Here is a 15,409-nt window from a genome sequence, read left to right as displayed (position 1 = left end):
CCGTCGGCCGGACCGGCCGCGGGACCTCAGTGGCGAGGCGCGTTCCTGGACCGCTGCACCTGTGTGGTGCGGCGGTCCTTCGCGTTCCAGCAGGCCTTGTGCCAGTGCCTGCGGTCGTCGATCCCGCCGTACTCGGACCAGGCCACCAGATGCGGGACGCCGGACGGGATCTCCTGGTCGCAGCCGGGACAGCGGTAGCGCTTTCCGGCCGCGCTCGCGCCGCTCACCGGGCGGACCGACCACTCCTCGCCGCGCCACTCCTCCGTCCGACCGCCGCCCCCGTACCGGGCCCCCGGCTCCGCTGCGCTGTCGTCGGGACTCTCGCCGCCTCGGGGGCGGTTGCGGCGCGGGGACACGTGACACCTCACGGGGCAGGCTGGGCAGTTCCCGTCCAGCGTAGGGCCATTTGGCCGATGCGGGCGTCCGTACCGTCCGGGGCGGCTTCGCGGACGGAGTGGGTTACCGGAAAATCGCAACAACTTGCTACTGGACCGTGCCTTTGGCACGTGTCAGACGTTGTTGCCGGTAGGGGAGAGCCGCGTCGGCCGCAAGGAGGCAATTGGCCATGCGTGTGGGAACGTTCGTACTGGCAGCCCAGTTTCCGGGACAGGGGCCGGGGGAAGCGCTGCATCGCGCGATCCGGTCCACCGAGGTCGCGGAGGAATCCGGCCTCGACTCGGTCTGGCTGGCAGAACATCATTTCGTGCCGTACGGGGTCTGCCCGTCCGCCGTCACACTGGCCGCGCTGCTGCTCGGCCGCACCCGGAGAATCCGGGTGGGTACGGCGGTGAGCGTACTGCCGACCCAGCACCCGGTCGCGCTGGGCGAACAGGCCGCGCTGCTCCATCTCACCAGCGGCGGCAGATTCACGCTCGGCGTCGGCCGGGGCGGCCCCTGGGTGGACCTGGAGGTGTTCGGCGGAGGCCTGGAGGCGTACGAGAAGGGCTTCCCGGAGGCCCTGGAGCTGTTGCTGGACTGGCTGAGCGAACCACGAGTCGCGGGCAACGGCGAGCGCTACGGCTTCCGCGAGGTGGCGGTGGTCCCCCGGGCCGACGAACTGCTCGACCGGGACGGCGGCGAGGGCTCCGGCGGCCCCGAGGTCGTCGTCGCGTGCACCTCGCCGAAGACGGTACGGCTCGCCGCGGAGAACGGTCTGCCGATGCTGCTCGGAATGCACTGCGGTGACGAGGAGAAGGCCGAGATGATCGCTCTGTGGCGCTCCTCCGCTCTCGCCGCGGGCCGTTCGCCCGAGAGCGTCCGCGAGGCCGGACACGTGTCCGCGGGGGTGGCCCAGATCGCCGACCGTTCCGAGGACGCCGTGGAGACCCTCGTGAAGGCGATGCCCGGCTGGCTGCGGCAGGGCCTGGACGCCCATGTGACGGTCGACGGCCGGCACCGGGTGATGCGCGACCCGGTCGCCTATACGGAGCTGCTCTGCGGCCTTCATCCGGTGGGGCCGCCCCGGCTCGCGGCCGACCGGCTGGCCGCCACGGCCGAGCGGACAGGCATCACCCGATTCGCGCTCCTGACGGAGGGTTCGGGAGATCTGGCGGCCACGGAGGAGAACGTAGCGCGGCTGGGCACCGAAGTGCTGCCACTGCTCGCATGAGAACGCGTCAGGGGTACGGGGGCTGCCGCCCCGGAGCCGGTCGCGCCCCCAACGGCCCGGAACAGCGGCAGAGGCGTTCAGCGCGTGTCCGGCGGCTCATGGCCGGGGGCGCGACACCCGGCACGGCACCTCGCGGTCTTGCCGGAACATCCGAACGGCACCCTGCCCGAGCTCTCGATCTCGTTCGAGCAGGGGTGATCCCGTCCGGGACGTTCCGGCATCCCGCGACACACCTCACGGGACGCCGCGCCCTGTCCGACCCTGATCCGCCGGACAGGCGCGAGAACGCCCCCTCAGGACGATACGGCCTAGCAGTCCCGAAGTTCGGGCGACTGATTGAGCAACTGGCCCCTCACCGAGGTGAAGCGGGCCAGACGCTCGTCGACCGAGGCGTCCAGCGGGAACACCGCGACGCGGTGGCAGTTCTGGAATGCCAGGCGCACCCCGAAGTGCCGCTGCAGCGCGCCACGTATCGCATCACTCGCGAGCGCGCGCAGCAGCTGACCACGTGCCTGCTCGTCCGGCGGGGGCGTCTGGTTGTCGGCGAACTCGCCGCCGTCGACCTTCAGCTGAGCCACCAGAGAGCTGATCATCTCCCATGCGTAGGGCAGGGAGGTCCGGACGCAGTCGACGAAGTCGGCTTCGTCGACCTCGCCTCGCTCGGCCTGTTCCAACAGCGCCGGTGAGACGTCGAGCGACATGGGTTCTCCTCTCGCGACCCCGACGGCGGGCCGGGGCCTTACGGGCAGGGAAGGAGGACGGCGACGCAGCGTGCACAGACGGCGACCTCCTGCTTACACGGTAAGGGTGCAGTCCTGGCCGCACCAGGAGATTGGGAACACAACCGGCCAATAACGAAGGGGAGCAAAGAGGGGCAAGCCCGGAACGCCCCGGTCCGGGGGCGGTGGCGGGCGACGGAGGGAGAATCGCGTGGAGCCCCCGTCGTCGAGTAGCGTTGCCGACCATGCGTCTCGTCATCGCCCGCTGCTCCGTGGACTACGCCGGCCGGCTCACGGCCCACCTGCCCTCCGCTCCCCGTCTGATCCTGGTGAAGGCGGACGGGAGTGTTTCGATCCACGCCGACGACAGGGCGTACAAACCCCTCAACTGGATGTCCCCGCCGTGCACGCTCAAGGAGGGCACGGACGACACCGCCGGTGTGTGGACCGTGGTGAACAAAGCGGGCGAGAAACTGATCATCACGATGGAGGAAATCCTCCATGACTCGTCCCATGAGCTGGGCGTCGACCCGGGCCTGATCAAGGACGGCGTCGAGGCGCATCTGCAGGAACTCCTCGCTGACCGGATCGAGACACTCGGCGAGGGCTACACCCTGATCCGCCGCGAGTACTTCACCGCCATCGGACCCGTCGACATCCTGTGCCGGGACGCCGACGGGCAGACCGTGGCCGTGGAGCTGAAGCGGCGCGGCGAGATCGACGGCGTGGAGCAGCTGACCCGCTATCTGGAGCTGCTCAACCGCGATCCCCATCTCGCCCCCGTGAAGGGCATCTTCGCGGCGCAGGAGATCAAGCCGCAGGCCCGGGTGCTGGCGACGGACCGCGGGATCGGCTGTGTGGTGCTCGACTACGACGCGCTGCGCGGCATCGAGGACGACAAGCTGCGCCTGTTCTGACCTTTCCGGTCCCTGCCGACCCCGGACGGGCCTGGCCCGTCCGGCGTCCGGCGGTTCCGGGGGTGGCTCAGGCCACCGTCGGACCGCTGTCCGTACTCGCCGCCGGGGAGGACGCGGCGGGCCCGCTCGCCGAGTCGGAGGTGTCCGGCGAGGTCGGCGGGGGCTCGCTGGCCGATTCCGTCGGTTCCGGGGAGTCGGGTTCCGACGGACTCGGGCTCGGACTGTCCGGCTTCGTCGGCGTGGACGACTTCGTCGGGCCGGACGTCTTGGTCGGCCTGTCCGACGACGGCTTGTCGCTGGACGGCGTGGACGAAGACGACGGGGTGTCGTCCGGCCCCGTCGGGTCCGTGGACGGTGTGGAGCTCCCGCTCGGCGTCGTCTGCCCGCCCGAGGGGCCCGGCGTCCCCGCGCCGCCGCTGGGTGCCGCGCCTCCGGGGGCCGGGCCGTCCGTGGAACCGTCGGCCGGGGCTCCGTTCCCGGCGTCGTCCCGGCCCACCGACTCCTCGGTCGTGACACCGGGGTTCCCCGGGGTGTCACGGTCGCCCGTCATCCCCAGCGCCACCACCGTGCCGAGCCCGCCGACGAGGAGCACGCCCGCGCCCGCGGCGGCCAGATTGCGCCGGGCCCCGCGCAGCGCCGCGAACCGACCGCGCCGCGCACCTCTGGGGGCCCCGGGGGCGTTCTGCCGGGAGATCACCGCGGTGGCGTCCTCGTACGGCCGCGACAGCGCCTGTGTCACGGCCGTCGCGGGACCGGCGACGGTCGGCACGGTCACTTCGTACGGTGCGGCGGGCGTGTCCTCGACGCCCGGGGTACGGCCGCCGGAGAGGTCGGCGACCAGCGCGAGCGCGCGTCGTCCGGCCACCGCGCCCGACTTGTCGGCGAGCGCCCCGCGCATGCTGATCGCTGTCTCCAGCTCCGCCCTGGCCCGGTCCGGGTTGCCGTCGCAGAGCGCCAGGACACCCAACTCGTGGTGGAAGTAAGCCTCTTCGGCGACTTCTCCGGCGATCCTGGCCGCCTCCTGGCCGATCCTCAGTGCCCGCTCCCAGGCGCCCCAGTGCAGTCCTGCCGCGAAGGCCGGGGAGGCACTGCGGGCCAGCAGCACGGCCGCGCTGGTCTGGCCCGCCGCGTCGCCGGGGACGAGCCGCGTCAGGGCCGCGATGACGGCATCGGCCTCGGCGGTCGCCCGTGCGGGAGTGACCGAGGGGTGACCGGCCCACCAGGCGTAGTGCTGGGCCGCCGTCCGGGCCCGGTCGGTGCTGTCCTCTCCGTATCCGGCGGCCTCCAGCTGGGCGACGACTCCGGCGGCCAGCCGGTAGCGCGGGCCGGCCGGGGAGAGCAGCCCGCAGCCGGCCAGTTCGCCGAGTGCGGCGTCGGCGTGGGTGTCCCCCACGAGCGCCGGCAGATGCGCCTGGTGCGGCACCTCGCCGCCGAGTGCGACCGCGAAGCGCAGGGTGTCGCGGGCGGGTCCGCTCAGCCGTGAGGCGAGCAGCGCGGCGGGCGCCGCGCCCTCGCCGAGGCTGGGCAGCGGTATGTGGACGCCGTCGACGGCCTCGTCGTGCCCGAAGGGCGCGTCGGCGATCCGGTCGTCGAGGCCTTCGTAGACCTCCGGGTCGGTGCGCAGCATGTCGCGCTGGCGCAGCAGGGCGCCGGCCTGGACGAAGCGCAGCGGCAGCCCCTCGGACTCGAACCAGAGGTCTCCCGCCCAGTTCGCCTCCTCGTCGGTGAGCGGACGCTCGACGACCCGTTCCAGCAGCTCGATCGAGGAGACGCGGCCCAGGCCCGCGAGGAAGACCTCGTCGAGGTACGAGTCGGCGGTGGGTGCGGCGACATCCGGATCCGTCGCGAACAGGAACGCGCACTCCGGTGTGGCGTCGAGCAGTTCCTCCAGGGCGGCCCCGCCGACCTCCAGGTCGTCGAGCACGACGACGGCGCCGATGCGCCGGACCCCGTCGAGGAGACCTGCGCGGTCGGGCCGGTGCAGCGGTGCGTCATGGACGGCCTCGAAGAGCCCGTACAGCAGGTCGGTGGCGGTCCGCTTGTAGCCGGAGAGCCGTACGACTCCGTCGGGCGCGAGGTCCGCGCAGTCGGCGGCGACGGCGTTCAGCAGTGCCGTACGGCCGGATCCGGCCGGTCCGGTGAGCCGTACCGAGCGGCCGCGGGCCAGCAGGCGCACCAGCCGTTCGCGTTCCTCGGCGCGTTCGAGGAGCGGCAGTTGAGGGGCGGGCGGCCCCGGCGGGACGGGCGGTGCGGTGGCGCGTTCGCGGTCGGCGCGCTGGGCAGCGGTGCGCCGGGCCGGAGGCTCGGGCTGCTCCCCCGGCGGGCACAGCTCGACCTCGCTGCCGTCGACCGGGTTGACGGTGAGGAGGTGGGCACCCGATATCAGCCGGACGACACGCGCCTGTTGCGGCGTTTGCTGACCGAAATCCGGACTCATGGGGCCTCCCCTGCTCGAACGGAGCGGAGAGCTCGGGGACAGATCGCCGGACGGTCGTCGCCGGTCGGCCTCCTCGCGGAAGCCTTCGTTGTCCCGGCCGTACTCTTCCGGCCCCCGATGTGTCGGGTCCATCACCAAAGCCCCCAGACGCGTCGCGCACGATTGCCCCTCCCGGCCTCGCACGCCCCGCTGTCGCTTCTGGTCCGGTGTCCGCCCGGTGGGTTCCCGTCAATCGGCGGACGGCCGAACCCTAGACCGTCGTGCTGTCTCCGCGCACAGTCGGGGGGTCGCGCCGCCCGAAGCGCACGTTCTCGTACGGAATGTGCGCCTTCGGCCGACCGTATGGCCACGGCCGGTCCGCCGGGCCGGGCAGGCACTTACACGCGCGGCAGGGAGTCCGCGGCGATTCCGCCCTCGATCGCCAGGATGCGGTGCAGCCGGGTCGCCACGAGCAGGCGCTGCATCTGCGGCGGCACGCCGCGGAGCACCAGTCGTCGTCCGGCCCGTCCGGCCCGGCGGTGTGCGCCCATGATGACGCCGAGTCCGGTCGCGTCCCAGGAATCCAGCTCGGTCAGGTCGAGCACCAGGTCGCCGACTCCGTTGTCGAGAGCCGAGTGCAGGGCCGTACGGGCGTCCGCCGCGCTTCGGACGTCGAGGCGGCCCCCGACGACCAGCTCGGCGTGGTCGCCCCTGATGTGCATATGCGCTCCCCGGGAATACTCCGTAGCAAGGTTCGTCTGTCTGTTCTGTCTCTCCCACAACTGACTGCGGCGGAGACAGGGAAGTTGCCGTCTGTAAGCGAACCGATACCGAATTCACTCCGTGGAGTGACCAAGGACCGGCAAGGACCCGAGCGGGCCCACCGAATCCGAAAGACGCCCCCCGGACCTCCGGGCCCGACCGACGGCAGATCAGGCAACCGGAGGACCGAAAACAATCAGTACGTGTAGAAGCCCTGCCCGCTCTTGCGGCCGATGTCACCTGCGTCCACCATCCGGCGCATCAGCTCCGGGGCGGCGAACTTCTCGTCCTGCGACTCGGTGTAGATGTTGCTCGTGGCGTGCAGCAGGATGTCGACGCCGGTCAGGTCCGCCGTGGCGAGGGGCCCCATGGCGTGGCCGAAGCCCAGCTTGCACGCGATGTCGATGTCCTCGGCCGAGGCGACGCCCGACTCGTACAGCTTGGCGGCTTCGACGACGAGGGCCGAGATCAGCCGGGTGGTGACGAAGCCGGCCACGTCACGGTTGACGACGATGCAGGTCTTGCCGACTGACTCGGCGAACTCCCGCGCGGTGGCGAGGGTTTCGTCGCTGGTCTTGTAGCCGCGGACCAGTTCGCAGAGCTGCATCATCGGGACCGGCGAGAAGAAGTGCACACCGACGACGCGCTCGGGGCGCTCCGTCACGGCCGCGATCTTGGTGATCGGGATGGCGGAGGTGTTGGACGCGAGGACGGCGTCGTCCCGGACGATCTTGTCGAGGGCCCGGAAGATCTCGTGCTTGACCTCAAGCTTCTCGAAGACGGCCTCGACGACGACATCCGCGTCGGCGACCGCGTCGAGGTCGGTGGTGGTGGTGATGCGGGCCAGCGCGGCGTCGGCGTCGGCCGCCTCCAGCTTCCCCTTGGAGACGAACTTGTCGTACGAGGCCTTGATGCCGTCACGACCACGGGTCAGGGCCTCGTCGGTGACGTCCCGCAGCACGACGTCCCAGCCCGCCTGGGCGGAGACCTGCGCGATGCCGGATCCCATGAGTCCTGCTCCGATGACGGCTAGCTTCCTGGCCACGTGTGCACCCCTTGGTTTCTGTTCGCCCCTGCAGCTGGTCCCTGCACGGCCCGGTCCTGATGGTTGTTCGCATGCCCTCCGGCGGAGATTAGTACCCGTGAGGGGCCCTGGGGCCGTGAAGAGATGCGCGTCACGTCTCACATGACGGACATCACACCGGCATCCGTCATTCTGCGGCGCGCCGGGCGTAGTTGAGGACCTTCTCGCCGAGGAGGTCCTCGATCTCGTCGAGCAGGACGAGCGCGTCGCGGGACACCTCGGCGGCCTTGCGGCCCGCGACCATCTCACGGCCGATGTACCCGATCAGCGTGCTGTGCACCCAGGAGAGCTGACCGGCCACCAGGATCGGGGTCGGGTCACCGGCCCCGGCTCCGGACTCCTCCTGGAGCGTCGTCTCCAGATGCAGCAGGGCCTCCTGCTGCACGTGCCAGAGGCGCGCCTTGAGACCGTCGGCGCCCTCGATGACCCGCGCGAAGTGCGCGTAGCCCTCCATCAGACCGACGGTGGGGGACACGCCCTCCACCTGGATGCGCAGTTCACGCAGGACGGCGTCGGCCGCGGACTCGCCCTTGTCGCGGCCCCGGACGTAGCGGGAGAGGCGGTCGACGATGCCGCGGCTGCGGTCCAGGAAGAGGTCCTCCTTGGTCGGGAAGTAGTTGTAGACCGTGTTCACCGAGACGTCGGCGGCGCGGGCGATCTCGGCGATCGTGACCGCGTCGAAGCCCCGCTCCAGGAAGAGACCCGTCGCCACATCCGAGAGGTGCTGCCTGGTCTGGCGCTTCTTGCGCTCCCTGAGTCCCTCAGCCATGGGCCCATCGTAGGGCCCTCATGGGGTTGATGAATATTTGGAGTCATTGCATTTTTTCAGTGGCTCTGTTTTTGTGGTCGCTATGCCAATCATCAGCACGGCCGGCCTCGCCCGGACCTTCGATACCAGGAGCGGCCCGGTGACGGCCGTACGCTCCATCGATCTGAAGGTCGCGAGCGGTGAGATCGTCGGCCTCCTCGGTCCCAACGGAGCGGGCAAGACCACCACCCTCCGGATGCTCACCACGCTGCTCGCCCCCACCGGCGGAGCGGCCACCGTCGCCGGCTGCGACCTGCTCACGAATCCGGCGGGCGTACGGGAGAAGTGCGGCTACGTCGCACAGTCCGGTGGCGTCGATCCCCACATCACCGTGCGGGAGGAGCTGGTCACCCAGGGCCGGATGTACCGGCTCGGCACGTCCGCCGCGACGGCCCGCGCCGGAGAACTCGCCGACGACCTGGGCCTGACGGAGCTGCTCGACCGCAAGACGGCCACGCTCTCCGGGGGCCAGCGGCGGCGGCTCGACATCGCGATGGGACTCACCCACCGCCCCGCCGTGCTCTTCCTCGACGAGCCGACCACCGGACTCGACCCGGGCAGCCGCGCCGATCTGTGGGCGCTGGTCCGCCGGCTGCGCGACGAATCCGGCACGACCGTCGTGCTCACCACCCACTACCTCGACGAGGCGGACGCCCTCGCGGACCGGCTGGTCGTGGTCGACGTCGGCGAGGTGGCGGCAGAGGGCACACCCGCCGCGCTGAAGACCCGGTACGCGGGCTCGGCCGACGCCTCGCTCCAGGACGCCTTCCTCGCGATCACCGGGCGCTCCCCCGCGCCCGCCGACGCCCATCCCCTCGCCGTCTAGCCCTGTGACCAGCACCGTGACCGACCGTCCCAGAGGAATCCGATGCTTCTCCACGACACCGCGCTCATCTTTGACCGGTATGCCCGGCAGACCCTGCGCTCCAGGTTCCAGATCCTCTTCGGCATCCTCATGCCGCTGCTGTACCTGCTCTTCTTCGGCCCGCTGCTCACCGGACTGCCGCTCGGTCCGGCCGGTGACTCCTGGCAGATCCTGGTCCCCGGACTGCTGCTCCAACTCGGCTTGTTCGGCGCCTCGTTCGCCGGGTTCGCCATCATCATCGACAACGCGAACGGGGTTGTGGAGCGGATGCGGGTGACCCCGGTCAGCCGGGCGGCTCTGCTGCTGGGCCGGGTCCTGCGGGATGCGTTGCTGTTCATGTTCCAGGCGGTGCTGCTGGTCCTCGCCGCCGTACTCATGGGGCTGCGCGCGCCACTGTGGGGGGTGCTGATCGGCTTCGCGTTCGTCGGACTGCTGACGGTCTCGCTGGCCTCTCTGTCGTACGCCCTGGCCATGAAGGTCCGTACGCCGCAGGAGTTCGGACCGGTGATCAACTCGATCACCATGCCGGCCATGCTGCTCTCCGGTCTGATGCTGCCGATGACGCTGGGCCCCGGCTGGCTGGACGTGCTCTCCCACCTCACCCCGTTCCGCTACCTCGTGGACGCGGTACGGGACGCGTACGTGGGCTCGTACGCCACCGCACACATGCTGTACGGCGTCCTGGTGGCGCTCGGCTTCGCCGCCCTCGCCGTGACGCTGGGCACACGCGTCTTCCGCCGGGCCTAGCGCCTCTCGTCCGGATCACGCCGGGGCACGCGGGCCCGGCCTGGTCCGGACGAAAGACCCTAGGCTGGCCGCATGGTCAACCTGACACGCATCTACACCCGCACCGGCGACCAGGGCACCACCGCCCTCGGCGACATGAGCCGGACCACCAAGACCGATCTGCGGATCTCGGCGTACGCCGACACCAACGAGGCCAACGCCGTCATCGGTACGGCGATCGCGCTCGGCCGGCTCCCCGAGGACGTCGTGAAGGTCCTCGTCCGTGTGCAGAACGACCTGTTCGACGTGGGCGCCGATCTGTCGACCCCGGTCGTCCAGGATCCCGAGTACCCGCCGCTGCGGGTCGAGCAGAGTTACGTCGACAAGCTGGAGGCGGACTGCGACCACTTCCTGGAGGAGTTGGAGAAGCTGCGCAGCTTCATCCTGCCGGGCGGCACGCCGGGGGCGGCGCTGCTGCACCAGGCGTGCACCGTGGTCCGGCGCGCGGAGCGGTCCACGTGGGCGGCGCTGGAGGTGCACGGCGAGGTGATGAACGCGCTGACGGCGACGTATCTCAACCGGCTCTCCGACCTGCTGTTCATCCTCGCGAGGACGGCGAACAAGGAGGTCGGCGACGTGCTGTGGGTACCGGGCGGCGAGCGGTAGCCCTGCGTACCGAAGACACCGGACGGGCCTGGTCCGCGGGGCCCGTCCGGCCGTTCAACGCCGCGCTCCCTCCCGTTTCGGGAACAGCGTGTAGCTCCCCGCGATCACCACGTTGATCCCGATCACCCACAGCATCCTCTGCTGCCACGCCTGGAGCGACGACACGTCCCCGTCCCCGCCCACGTACCAGATCGCCGCCTGCAGCAGCGCCAGCGCCACCACCGCGGCGCCCGTCCAGCGCGCCGCGGTCCGCCACTCGTGCGCCGCGCGCTCCATCCCGTACTTCGGCGGCTTCACCGGCGGTGGGCCGCCCGCGAAGCGGTGGGCGACCCGGGCGTCGACCCAGCGGATCGTGGAGTGGCCGAGCCCCACCGTGAAACCGATGTAGACGGCGGCGAGTCCGTGCTTCCAGTCGGGCTCCGCCCCGTTCTTCAGGTCGATGGCCGTCACCACCAGCAGCACGACCTCCAGCAGCGGCTCGCACAGCAGCACCGCCGCGCCCAGTCGCGGTCTCCTCGCCGGGTACCGCAGCGCGAGCCCCACGGCCAGCAACACCCAGAAGCCGACTTCACAGAGCACGATCAGCGTGACGATCACGGCACTTCTCCTTCCCGTCCCCTCCAGCCTCCCCACCGGGGCGCCCGGAATCGTCGTCACCAGTGACGAACCGCGACTGCATCCTTCGATGTACTCATGCCTCACCCCCGGTACGGAGGTCCCGGGGCCGGCCGCCGTGTTGGATGGGAGGGTGCTCCCCCTCGCCCGCCCGCACCGCCACGACGTGCTCATCGCCGCCACCGGTCTGTCCGGTGGCCTGTTCCTGTGGCTGCTCGGGCTGCGCATGCAGGGCGACCGCGCCTTCGTCGCGCCCTGGGTCTCCCTGGTGCCGCTCGCCGTCGTCTCTGCCCTCGAACTGGTACGCAGGGCCGCTCCGCAGACGGCACTGGTCGTCGGTACGCTCGCGCTGGTCGCGGACCAGTTCACGGTCGGGAACCTGGCGACGGTGCTGATGTTCACCGACCTCATGTACGCGGCCGTGCTGTACGGGACACCGTCCGCCGCCCGCCGTATTCCGGTGACCACGATCCTGATCACGGTCGCGGTCACCATCGGATTCCTGGCGTGGTTCCGCAACCCTCAGGCGCTGCTCATCGGCGTCGTCACCGGCATGGTCTCGTTCCTGCCCGCCATCACCGGGGTCAGCGTCCGCAACCACCGGGACGCCGCCGAGGCCGCCCGGCTGCGCGCCGACCAGACCGCGCTGCTGGCCGAGATGGACCGTACCCAGGCGGTGACCGCCGAACGCGCCCGGATGGCCCGCGAATTGCACGACATGGTGGCCAACCATCTCTCCGCCATCGCCATCCACTCCACCGCCGCGCTCTCCATCGACGAGCCGGAGACCTCGCGCGAAGCGCTCGGGGTGATCAGGGAGAACAGCGTCGACGGGCTCGCCGAGATGCGCCGGCTGATCGGACTGCTGCGTACCGGCGGCGCGGCCGGCGAGCCGAGCGCCTCGCCGACGCTCGCCTCGCTGGACGCGCTGGTCGAGCAGACCCGTACGAACGCCGCGTCGAGCGGGCTGACCTGCACCTTCGAGGACACCCGCGGCGAACGGGGACCGCTGCCCGCGCCGGTCGAGCTGGCCGCGTACCGGATCGTCCAGGAGTCCCTGACCAACGCGCTCAAACACGCCGCGCCCGGCCCGGTCGTGGTGCGCCTGGGCCGGGACGGGCCGCTGCTCACCGTGGAGGTCAGCAGTGCGCTCGGGGACCGCTCCGGGCCGCGCGCCCCCGGATCGGGGGCCGGCCTGGTGGGGATGCGGGAGCGGGTGGCGCTGCTGGGCGGCGCGATCGAGGCGGGTCCGGTCGGCCCCGGCGGGGGGACGGAGACCTGGCGAGTGCGGGCCGAACTGCCTGCGGAGGAAGGGATGTCGGAAACATGACGATCCGGGTTGTGGTCGCCGAGGACCAGTCGGCCGTCCGGGCCGGGCTGGTGCTCATTCTGCGCAGCGCACCGGACATCGACGTCGTCGGCGAGGCCGGGGACGGCGAGGAGGCGGTGCGTCTGGCACGTGAACTGCGTCCGGACGTGGTGCTGATGGATGTGTCGATGCCGCGCCTCGACGGGGTGTCGGCGACCGGACAGGTGGTGGCCGAGCGGCTCGCGGACGTGCTGGTGCTGACGACGTTCGATCTGGACGAGTACGTCTTCGGGGCGCTGCGGGCGGGGGCGGCGGGCTTCCTGCTGAAGAACACCGATGCGCGCGATCTGCTCGAAGCGGTACGCATCGTGGCGCGCGGCGAGGGGCTGATCGCCCCGGCGGTGACGCGCCGTCTGATCGCGGAGTTCGCCGGGACCACCTCCGCACGGATGGCGAACGCAACCGATCCGGCGGTTCTCGACGCCCTCACCCGGCGGGAGCGGGAGGTGCTCGGCTGCCTCGGCGCGGGACTGTCGAACGCCGAGATCGCGGTCCGGCTCTCGATGGCCGAGGCCACGGTGAAGACACATGTCAGCCGATTGCTGGGCAAGCTGGAGCTGCGCAGCCGGGTCCAGGCAGCCGTATTGGCGCAGGAGTTGGGCATCTGAGGTGACAAGTCGAGCCGATCGGGGGCGGCTTGGCGGGAGCGGGGCGTGTGCTCTGACCACGGTCTTTGGTCTGGACCTCTTGACGATTGGTCCAGACCTTCCTAATCTCACCGAGCACACTGCGGTGAGTGCGCCATGACAAGGCGCGCTCAGGGCGGCGCAGGGTTTGCAGTCCACGGACCGCCCCCGTTTGTCCGGACCTCACCCGAGGAGCACCGTTGAGCACTGAAACCCCCCTACGCCGGCCCCGATTCAGACTCGGGACCGGAAGAGCCACCAGATCCAGAGCGGTCGCGGGACTCACCGCGCTGCTTCTTCCGCTCGCCGCGATGGTCGGCCTGGCCTCCCCCGCCGAAGCCGCCACCTCGGCCACCGCCACGTACCTCAAGAAGTCCGACTGGGGCAGCGGCTTCGAGGGCCAGTGGACGGTGAAGAACACCGGCACCACTGCCCTCTCCTCCTGGACCATCGAGTGGGACTTCCCCTCGGGCACCGCGGTCGGCTCCGCCTGGGACGCCACCGTCACCAGCTCCGGAACCCACTGGACCGCCAAGAACCTCGGCTGGAACGGCTCGGTCGCGCCGGGCGCCAGCGTCTCCTTCGGCTTCAACGGCACCGGCTCCGGCGCCCCCACCGGCTGCAAACTGAACGGCGCCTCCTGCGACGGCGGCAGCGTTCCCGGTGACAACGCCCCCTCGGCGCCCGGCACCCCCACCGCGAGCGCCATCACCGACACCTCGGTGAAGCTCAGCTGGACCGCCGCGACCGACGACAACGGCATCAAGAACTACGACGTCCTGCGCGACGGCGCCGTCGTCTCGACGGTCACCGGTACGACGTACACCGACTCCGGCCTCAAGGCCGGAACCGACTACTCGTACACCGTCCAGGCCCGTGACACCGCCGGCCAGACCGGTCCGGTCAGCGGCGCGGTCAAGGTCCACACCACCGGTGGCGGCGGCAACCCCGACCCCGGCACCGGCGGCAAGGTCAATCTCGGCTACTTCACCGACTGGGGCGTCTACGGCCGGAACTACCACGTCAAGAACCTGGACACCTCGGGTTCCGCCGCGAAGATCACGCACATCAACTACGCCTTCGGCAACGTGACCGGCGGCAAGTGCGCGATCGGTGACTCCTACGCCGACTACGACATGGCGTACACCGCCGACAAGTCCGTCGACGGCGTCGCCGACACCTGGGACCAGCCGCTGCGCGGCAGCTTCAACCAGCTGCGCAAGCTCAAGGCGAAGTACCCGAACATCAAGGTCCTGTGGTCCTTCGGCGGCTGGACCTGGTCCGGCGGCTTCGGTGAGGCCGCGAAGAACCCGGCCGCCTTCGCCGAGTCCTGCTACAACCTGGTGGAGGACCCCCGCTGGGCCGATGTCTTCGACGGCATCGACATCGACTGGGAGTACCCCAACGCCTGCGGTCTGACCTGCGACACCAGCGGTCCGGCCGCGCTGAAGGGCATCACCTCGGCCCTGCGCACGAAGTTCGGGACCAAGAACCTGGTGACGGCCGCCATCACCGCCGACGCCTCCACCGGCGGCAAGATCGACGCCACCGACTACGCGGGCGCCGCCCAGTCCCTGGACTGGTACAACGTGATGACGTACGACTTCTTCGGCGCCTGGGACGCGAAGGGCCCGACCGCCCCGCACTCCCCGCTCACCTCCTACAACGGCATCCCGCAGGCCGGCTTCAACTCCGCCGACGCCATCGCCAAGCTGAAGGCCCAGGGCGTCCCCGCCTCGAAGCTGCTGCTCGGCATCGGCTTCTACGGCCGCGGCTGGACCGGGGTCACCCAGGACGCGCCCGGCGGCACCGCGACCGGCGCCGCACCCGGCACCTACGAGGCGGGCATCGAGGACTACAAGGTCCTGAAGACCAGCTGCCCCGCCACCGGCACGATCGCCGGTACCGCGTACGCGCACTGCGGGACCAACTGGTGGAGCTACGACACCCCGGCCACCATCGCGTCCAAGATGACCTGGGCGAAGGGCCAGGGCCTGGGAGGCGCGTTCTTCTGGGAGTTTAGCGGTGACACCGCCAACGGTGAACTCGTCGGCGCGATCAACAACGGCCTGAAGTAACCCCCGCGCGGTTGCGCGCACCACCCCGGAAAACGACCGGGGAGACGGGTCCGCCCCCCGTCTCCCCGGTTCTTCGTACGTTGCCGTACGGAACCCTCGCGGGCCGACGCCGTACGGGGCCGTCAGGCCGCGTACGCCCTCTCCCGGAC

At 70.8% G+C, this 15,409-nt stretch carries 15 protein-coding genes; 8 read left to right on the top strand and 7 right to left on the bottom strand.

What is annotated here, in order from left to right:
* Nucleotides 1–26 precede the first annotated feature (26 nt).
* On the bottom strand, nucleotides 27–356 hold the full coding sequence (locus ACZ68L_RS14770) for an ATP/GTP-binding protein (protein ID WP_469577136.1): 330 nt from the start codon (nucleotides 354–356) through the stop codon (nucleotides 27–29).
* 209 nt (nucleotides 357–565) lie between these two features.
* Here ACZ68L_RS14770 and ACZ68L_RS14765 point away from each other — a divergent pair, with 209 nt between their 5' ends.
* The gene (locus ACZ68L_RS14765) at nucleotides 566–1,609 is read left to right on the top strand and encodes an LLM class flavin-dependent oxidoreductase (protein WP_469577135.1); all 1,044 of its coding nucleotides are present in this window, start codon (nucleotides 566–568) and stop codon (nucleotides 1,607–1,609) included.
* A 308-nt stretch (nucleotides 1,610–1,917) separates the two neighbouring features.
* On the opposite strand, the gene ACZ68L_RS14760 is transcribed toward ACZ68L_RS14765, so the two are convergent.
* Nucleotides 1,918–2,310 carry an SCO5389 family protein gene (locus ACZ68L_RS14760; protein ID WP_030971516.1) on the bottom strand — a complete coding sequence of 131 codons (393 nt, stop codon included), beginning with the start codon at nucleotides 2,308–2,310 and terminating at the stop codon, nucleotides 1,918–1,920.
* Between the two features lie 263 nt (nucleotides 2,311–2,573).
* On the opposite strand from ACZ68L_RS14760, the gene nucS reads away from it, so the two are divergent.
* On the top strand, nucleotides 2,574–3,245 hold the full coding sequence (nucS, locus tag ACZ68L_RS14755; protein WP_469577134.1) for an endonuclease NucS: 672 nt from the start codon (nucleotides 2,574–2,576) through the stop codon (nucleotides 3,243–3,245).
* Nucleotides 3,246–3,312: 67 nt separating this feature from the next.
* On the opposite strand, the gene ACZ68L_RS14750 is transcribed toward nucS, so the two are convergent.
* The 4 genes from ACZ68L_RS14750 to ACZ68L_RS14735 form a co-directional block, all read right to left on the bottom strand.
* Nucleotides 3,313–5,814, bottom strand: a complete 2,502-nt coding sequence (locus ACZ68L_RS14750; protein ID WP_469577133.1) for an ATP-binding protein — start codon at nucleotides 5,812–5,814, stop codon at nucleotides 3,313–3,315.
* Between the two features lie 245 nt (nucleotides 5,815–6,059).
* A complete protein-coding gene (locus ACZ68L_RS14745; RefSeq protein ID WP_266357903.1) occupies nucleotides 6,060–6,383 on the bottom strand; it encodes an STAS domain-containing protein in 324 nt (107 codons plus the stop codon).
* 236 nt (nucleotides 6,384–6,619) lie between these two features.
* Nucleotides 6,620–7,468, bottom strand: a complete 849-nt coding sequence (locus tag ACZ68L_RS14740) for a 3-hydroxyacyl-CoA dehydrogenase family protein (RefSeq protein ID WP_361440664.1) — start codon at nucleotides 7,466–7,468, stop codon at nucleotides 6,620–6,622.
* Nucleotides 7,469–7,634: 166 nt separating this feature from the next.
* Complete coding sequence (locus ACZ68L_RS14735; protein ID WP_469577131.1) at nucleotides 7,635–8,276, bottom strand: TetR/AcrR family transcriptional regulator; 642 nt, start codon at nucleotides 8,274–8,276, stop codon at nucleotides 7,635–7,637.
* 82 nt (nucleotides 8,277–8,358) lie between these two features.
* Between ACZ68L_RS14735 and ACZ68L_RS14730 the strand changes: the two genes are divergently transcribed.
* The 3 genes from ACZ68L_RS14730 (at nucleotide 8,359) to ACZ68L_RS14720 (ending at nucleotide 10,572) form a co-directional block, all read left to right on the top strand.
* Complete coding sequence (locus ACZ68L_RS14730) at nucleotides 8,359–9,141, top strand: ABC transporter ATP-binding protein (RefSeq protein ID WP_469577129.1); 783 nt, start codon at nucleotides 8,359–8,361, stop codon at nucleotides 9,139–9,141.
* Between the two features lie 42 nt (nucleotides 9,142–9,183).
* Nucleotides 9,184–9,927, top strand: coding sequence for an ABC transporter permease (locus ACZ68L_RS14725; protein WP_469577127.1), 744 nt, complete (start codon nucleotides 9,184–9,186; stop codon nucleotides 9,925–9,927).
* A 72-nt stretch (nucleotides 9,928–9,999) separates the two neighbouring features.
* On the top strand, nucleotides 10,000–10,572 hold the full coding sequence (locus ACZ68L_RS14720) for a cob(I)yrinic acid a,c-diamide adenosyltransferase (protein WP_469577126.1): 573 nt from the start codon (nucleotides 10,000–10,002) through the stop codon (nucleotides 10,570–10,572).
* 54 nt (nucleotides 10,573–10,626) lie between these two features.
* Here the strand turns inward: ACZ68L_RS14720 and ACZ68L_RS14715 are convergent, their stop codons facing one another.
* On the bottom strand, nucleotides 10,627–11,169 hold the full coding sequence (locus ACZ68L_RS14715; RefSeq protein ID WP_469577125.1) for a hypothetical protein: 543 nt from the start codon (nucleotides 11,167–11,169) through the stop codon (nucleotides 10,627–10,629).
* Between the two features lie 151 nt (nucleotides 11,170–11,320).
* Between ACZ68L_RS14715 and ACZ68L_RS14710 the strand changes: the two genes are divergently transcribed.
* The 3 genes from ACZ68L_RS14710 (at nucleotide 11,321) to ACZ68L_RS14700 (ending at nucleotide 15,260) form a co-directional block, all read left to right on the top strand.
* Nucleotides 11,321–12,517 carry a sensor histidine kinase gene (locus ACZ68L_RS14710; RefSeq protein WP_469577258.1) on the top strand — a complete coding sequence of 399 codons (1,197 nt, stop codon included), beginning with the start codon at nucleotides 11,321–11,323 and terminating at the stop codon, nucleotides 12,515–12,517.
* On the top strand, nucleotides 12,514–13,164 hold the full coding sequence (locus ACZ68L_RS14705) for a response regulator (protein ID WP_469577124.1): 651 nt from the start codon (nucleotides 12,514–12,516) through the stop codon (nucleotides 13,162–13,164). Before ACZ68L_RS14710 ends, ACZ68L_RS14705 begins: the two co-directional genes overlap by 4 nt.
* A gap of 218 nt (nucleotides 13,165–13,382) precedes the next feature.
* On the top strand, nucleotides 13,383–15,260 hold the full coding sequence (locus ACZ68L_RS14700; RefSeq protein WP_469577123.1) for a glycosyl hydrolase family 18 protein: 1,878 nt from the start codon (nucleotides 13,383–13,385) through the stop codon (nucleotides 15,258–15,260).
* The last annotated feature ends 149 nt before the right edge of the window (nucleotides 15,261–15,409 follow it).

The sequence above is a fragment of the Streptomyces sp. NPDC104309 genome, assembly GCF_055584025.1.
Note: the sequence above shows the minus strand (reverse complement) of the source record. Positions and strands in the feature narration are given on the sequence as shown.

Coding starts and splice junctions, on each gene's coding strand:
- ACZ68L_RS14765 (WP_469577135.1), top strand. CDS start 566: ATGCGTGTGGGAACGTTCGTACTGGCAGCCCAGTTTCCGGGACAGGGG.
- ACZ68L_RS14760 (WP_030971516.1), bottom strand. CDS start 2,310: ATGTCGCTCGACGTCTCACCGGCGCTGTTGGAACAGGCCGAGCGAGGC.
- nucS (WP_469577134.1), top strand. CDS start 2,574: ATGCGTCTCGTCATCGCCCGCTGCTCCGTGGACTACGCCGGCCGGCTC.
- ACZ68L_RS14750 (WP_469577133.1), bottom strand. CDS start 5,814: ATGGACCCGACACATCGGGGGCCGGAAGAGTACGGCCGGGACAACGAA.
- ACZ68L_RS14745 (WP_266357903.1), bottom strand. CDS start 6,383: ATGCACATCAGGGGCGACCACGCCGAGCTGGTCGTCGGGGGCCGCCTC.
- ACZ68L_RS14735 (WP_469577131.1), bottom strand. CDS start 8,276: ATGGCTGAGGGACTCAGGGAGCGCAAGAAGCGCCAGACCAGGCAGCAC.
- ACZ68L_RS14730 (WP_469577129.1), top strand. CDS start 8,359: ATGCCAATCATCAGCACGGCCGGCCTCGCCCGGACCTTCGATACCAGG.
- ACZ68L_RS14725 (WP_469577127.1), top strand. CDS start 9,184: ATGCTTCTCCACGACACCGCGCTCATCTTTGACCGGTATGCCCGGCAG.
- ACZ68L_RS14720 (WP_469577126.1), top strand. CDS start 10,000: ATGGTCAACCTGACACGCATCTACACCCGCACCGGCGACCAGGGCACC.
- ACZ68L_RS14705 (WP_469577124.1), top strand. CDS start 12,514: ATGACGATCCGGGTTGTGGTCGCCGAGGACCAGTCGGCCGTCCGGGCC.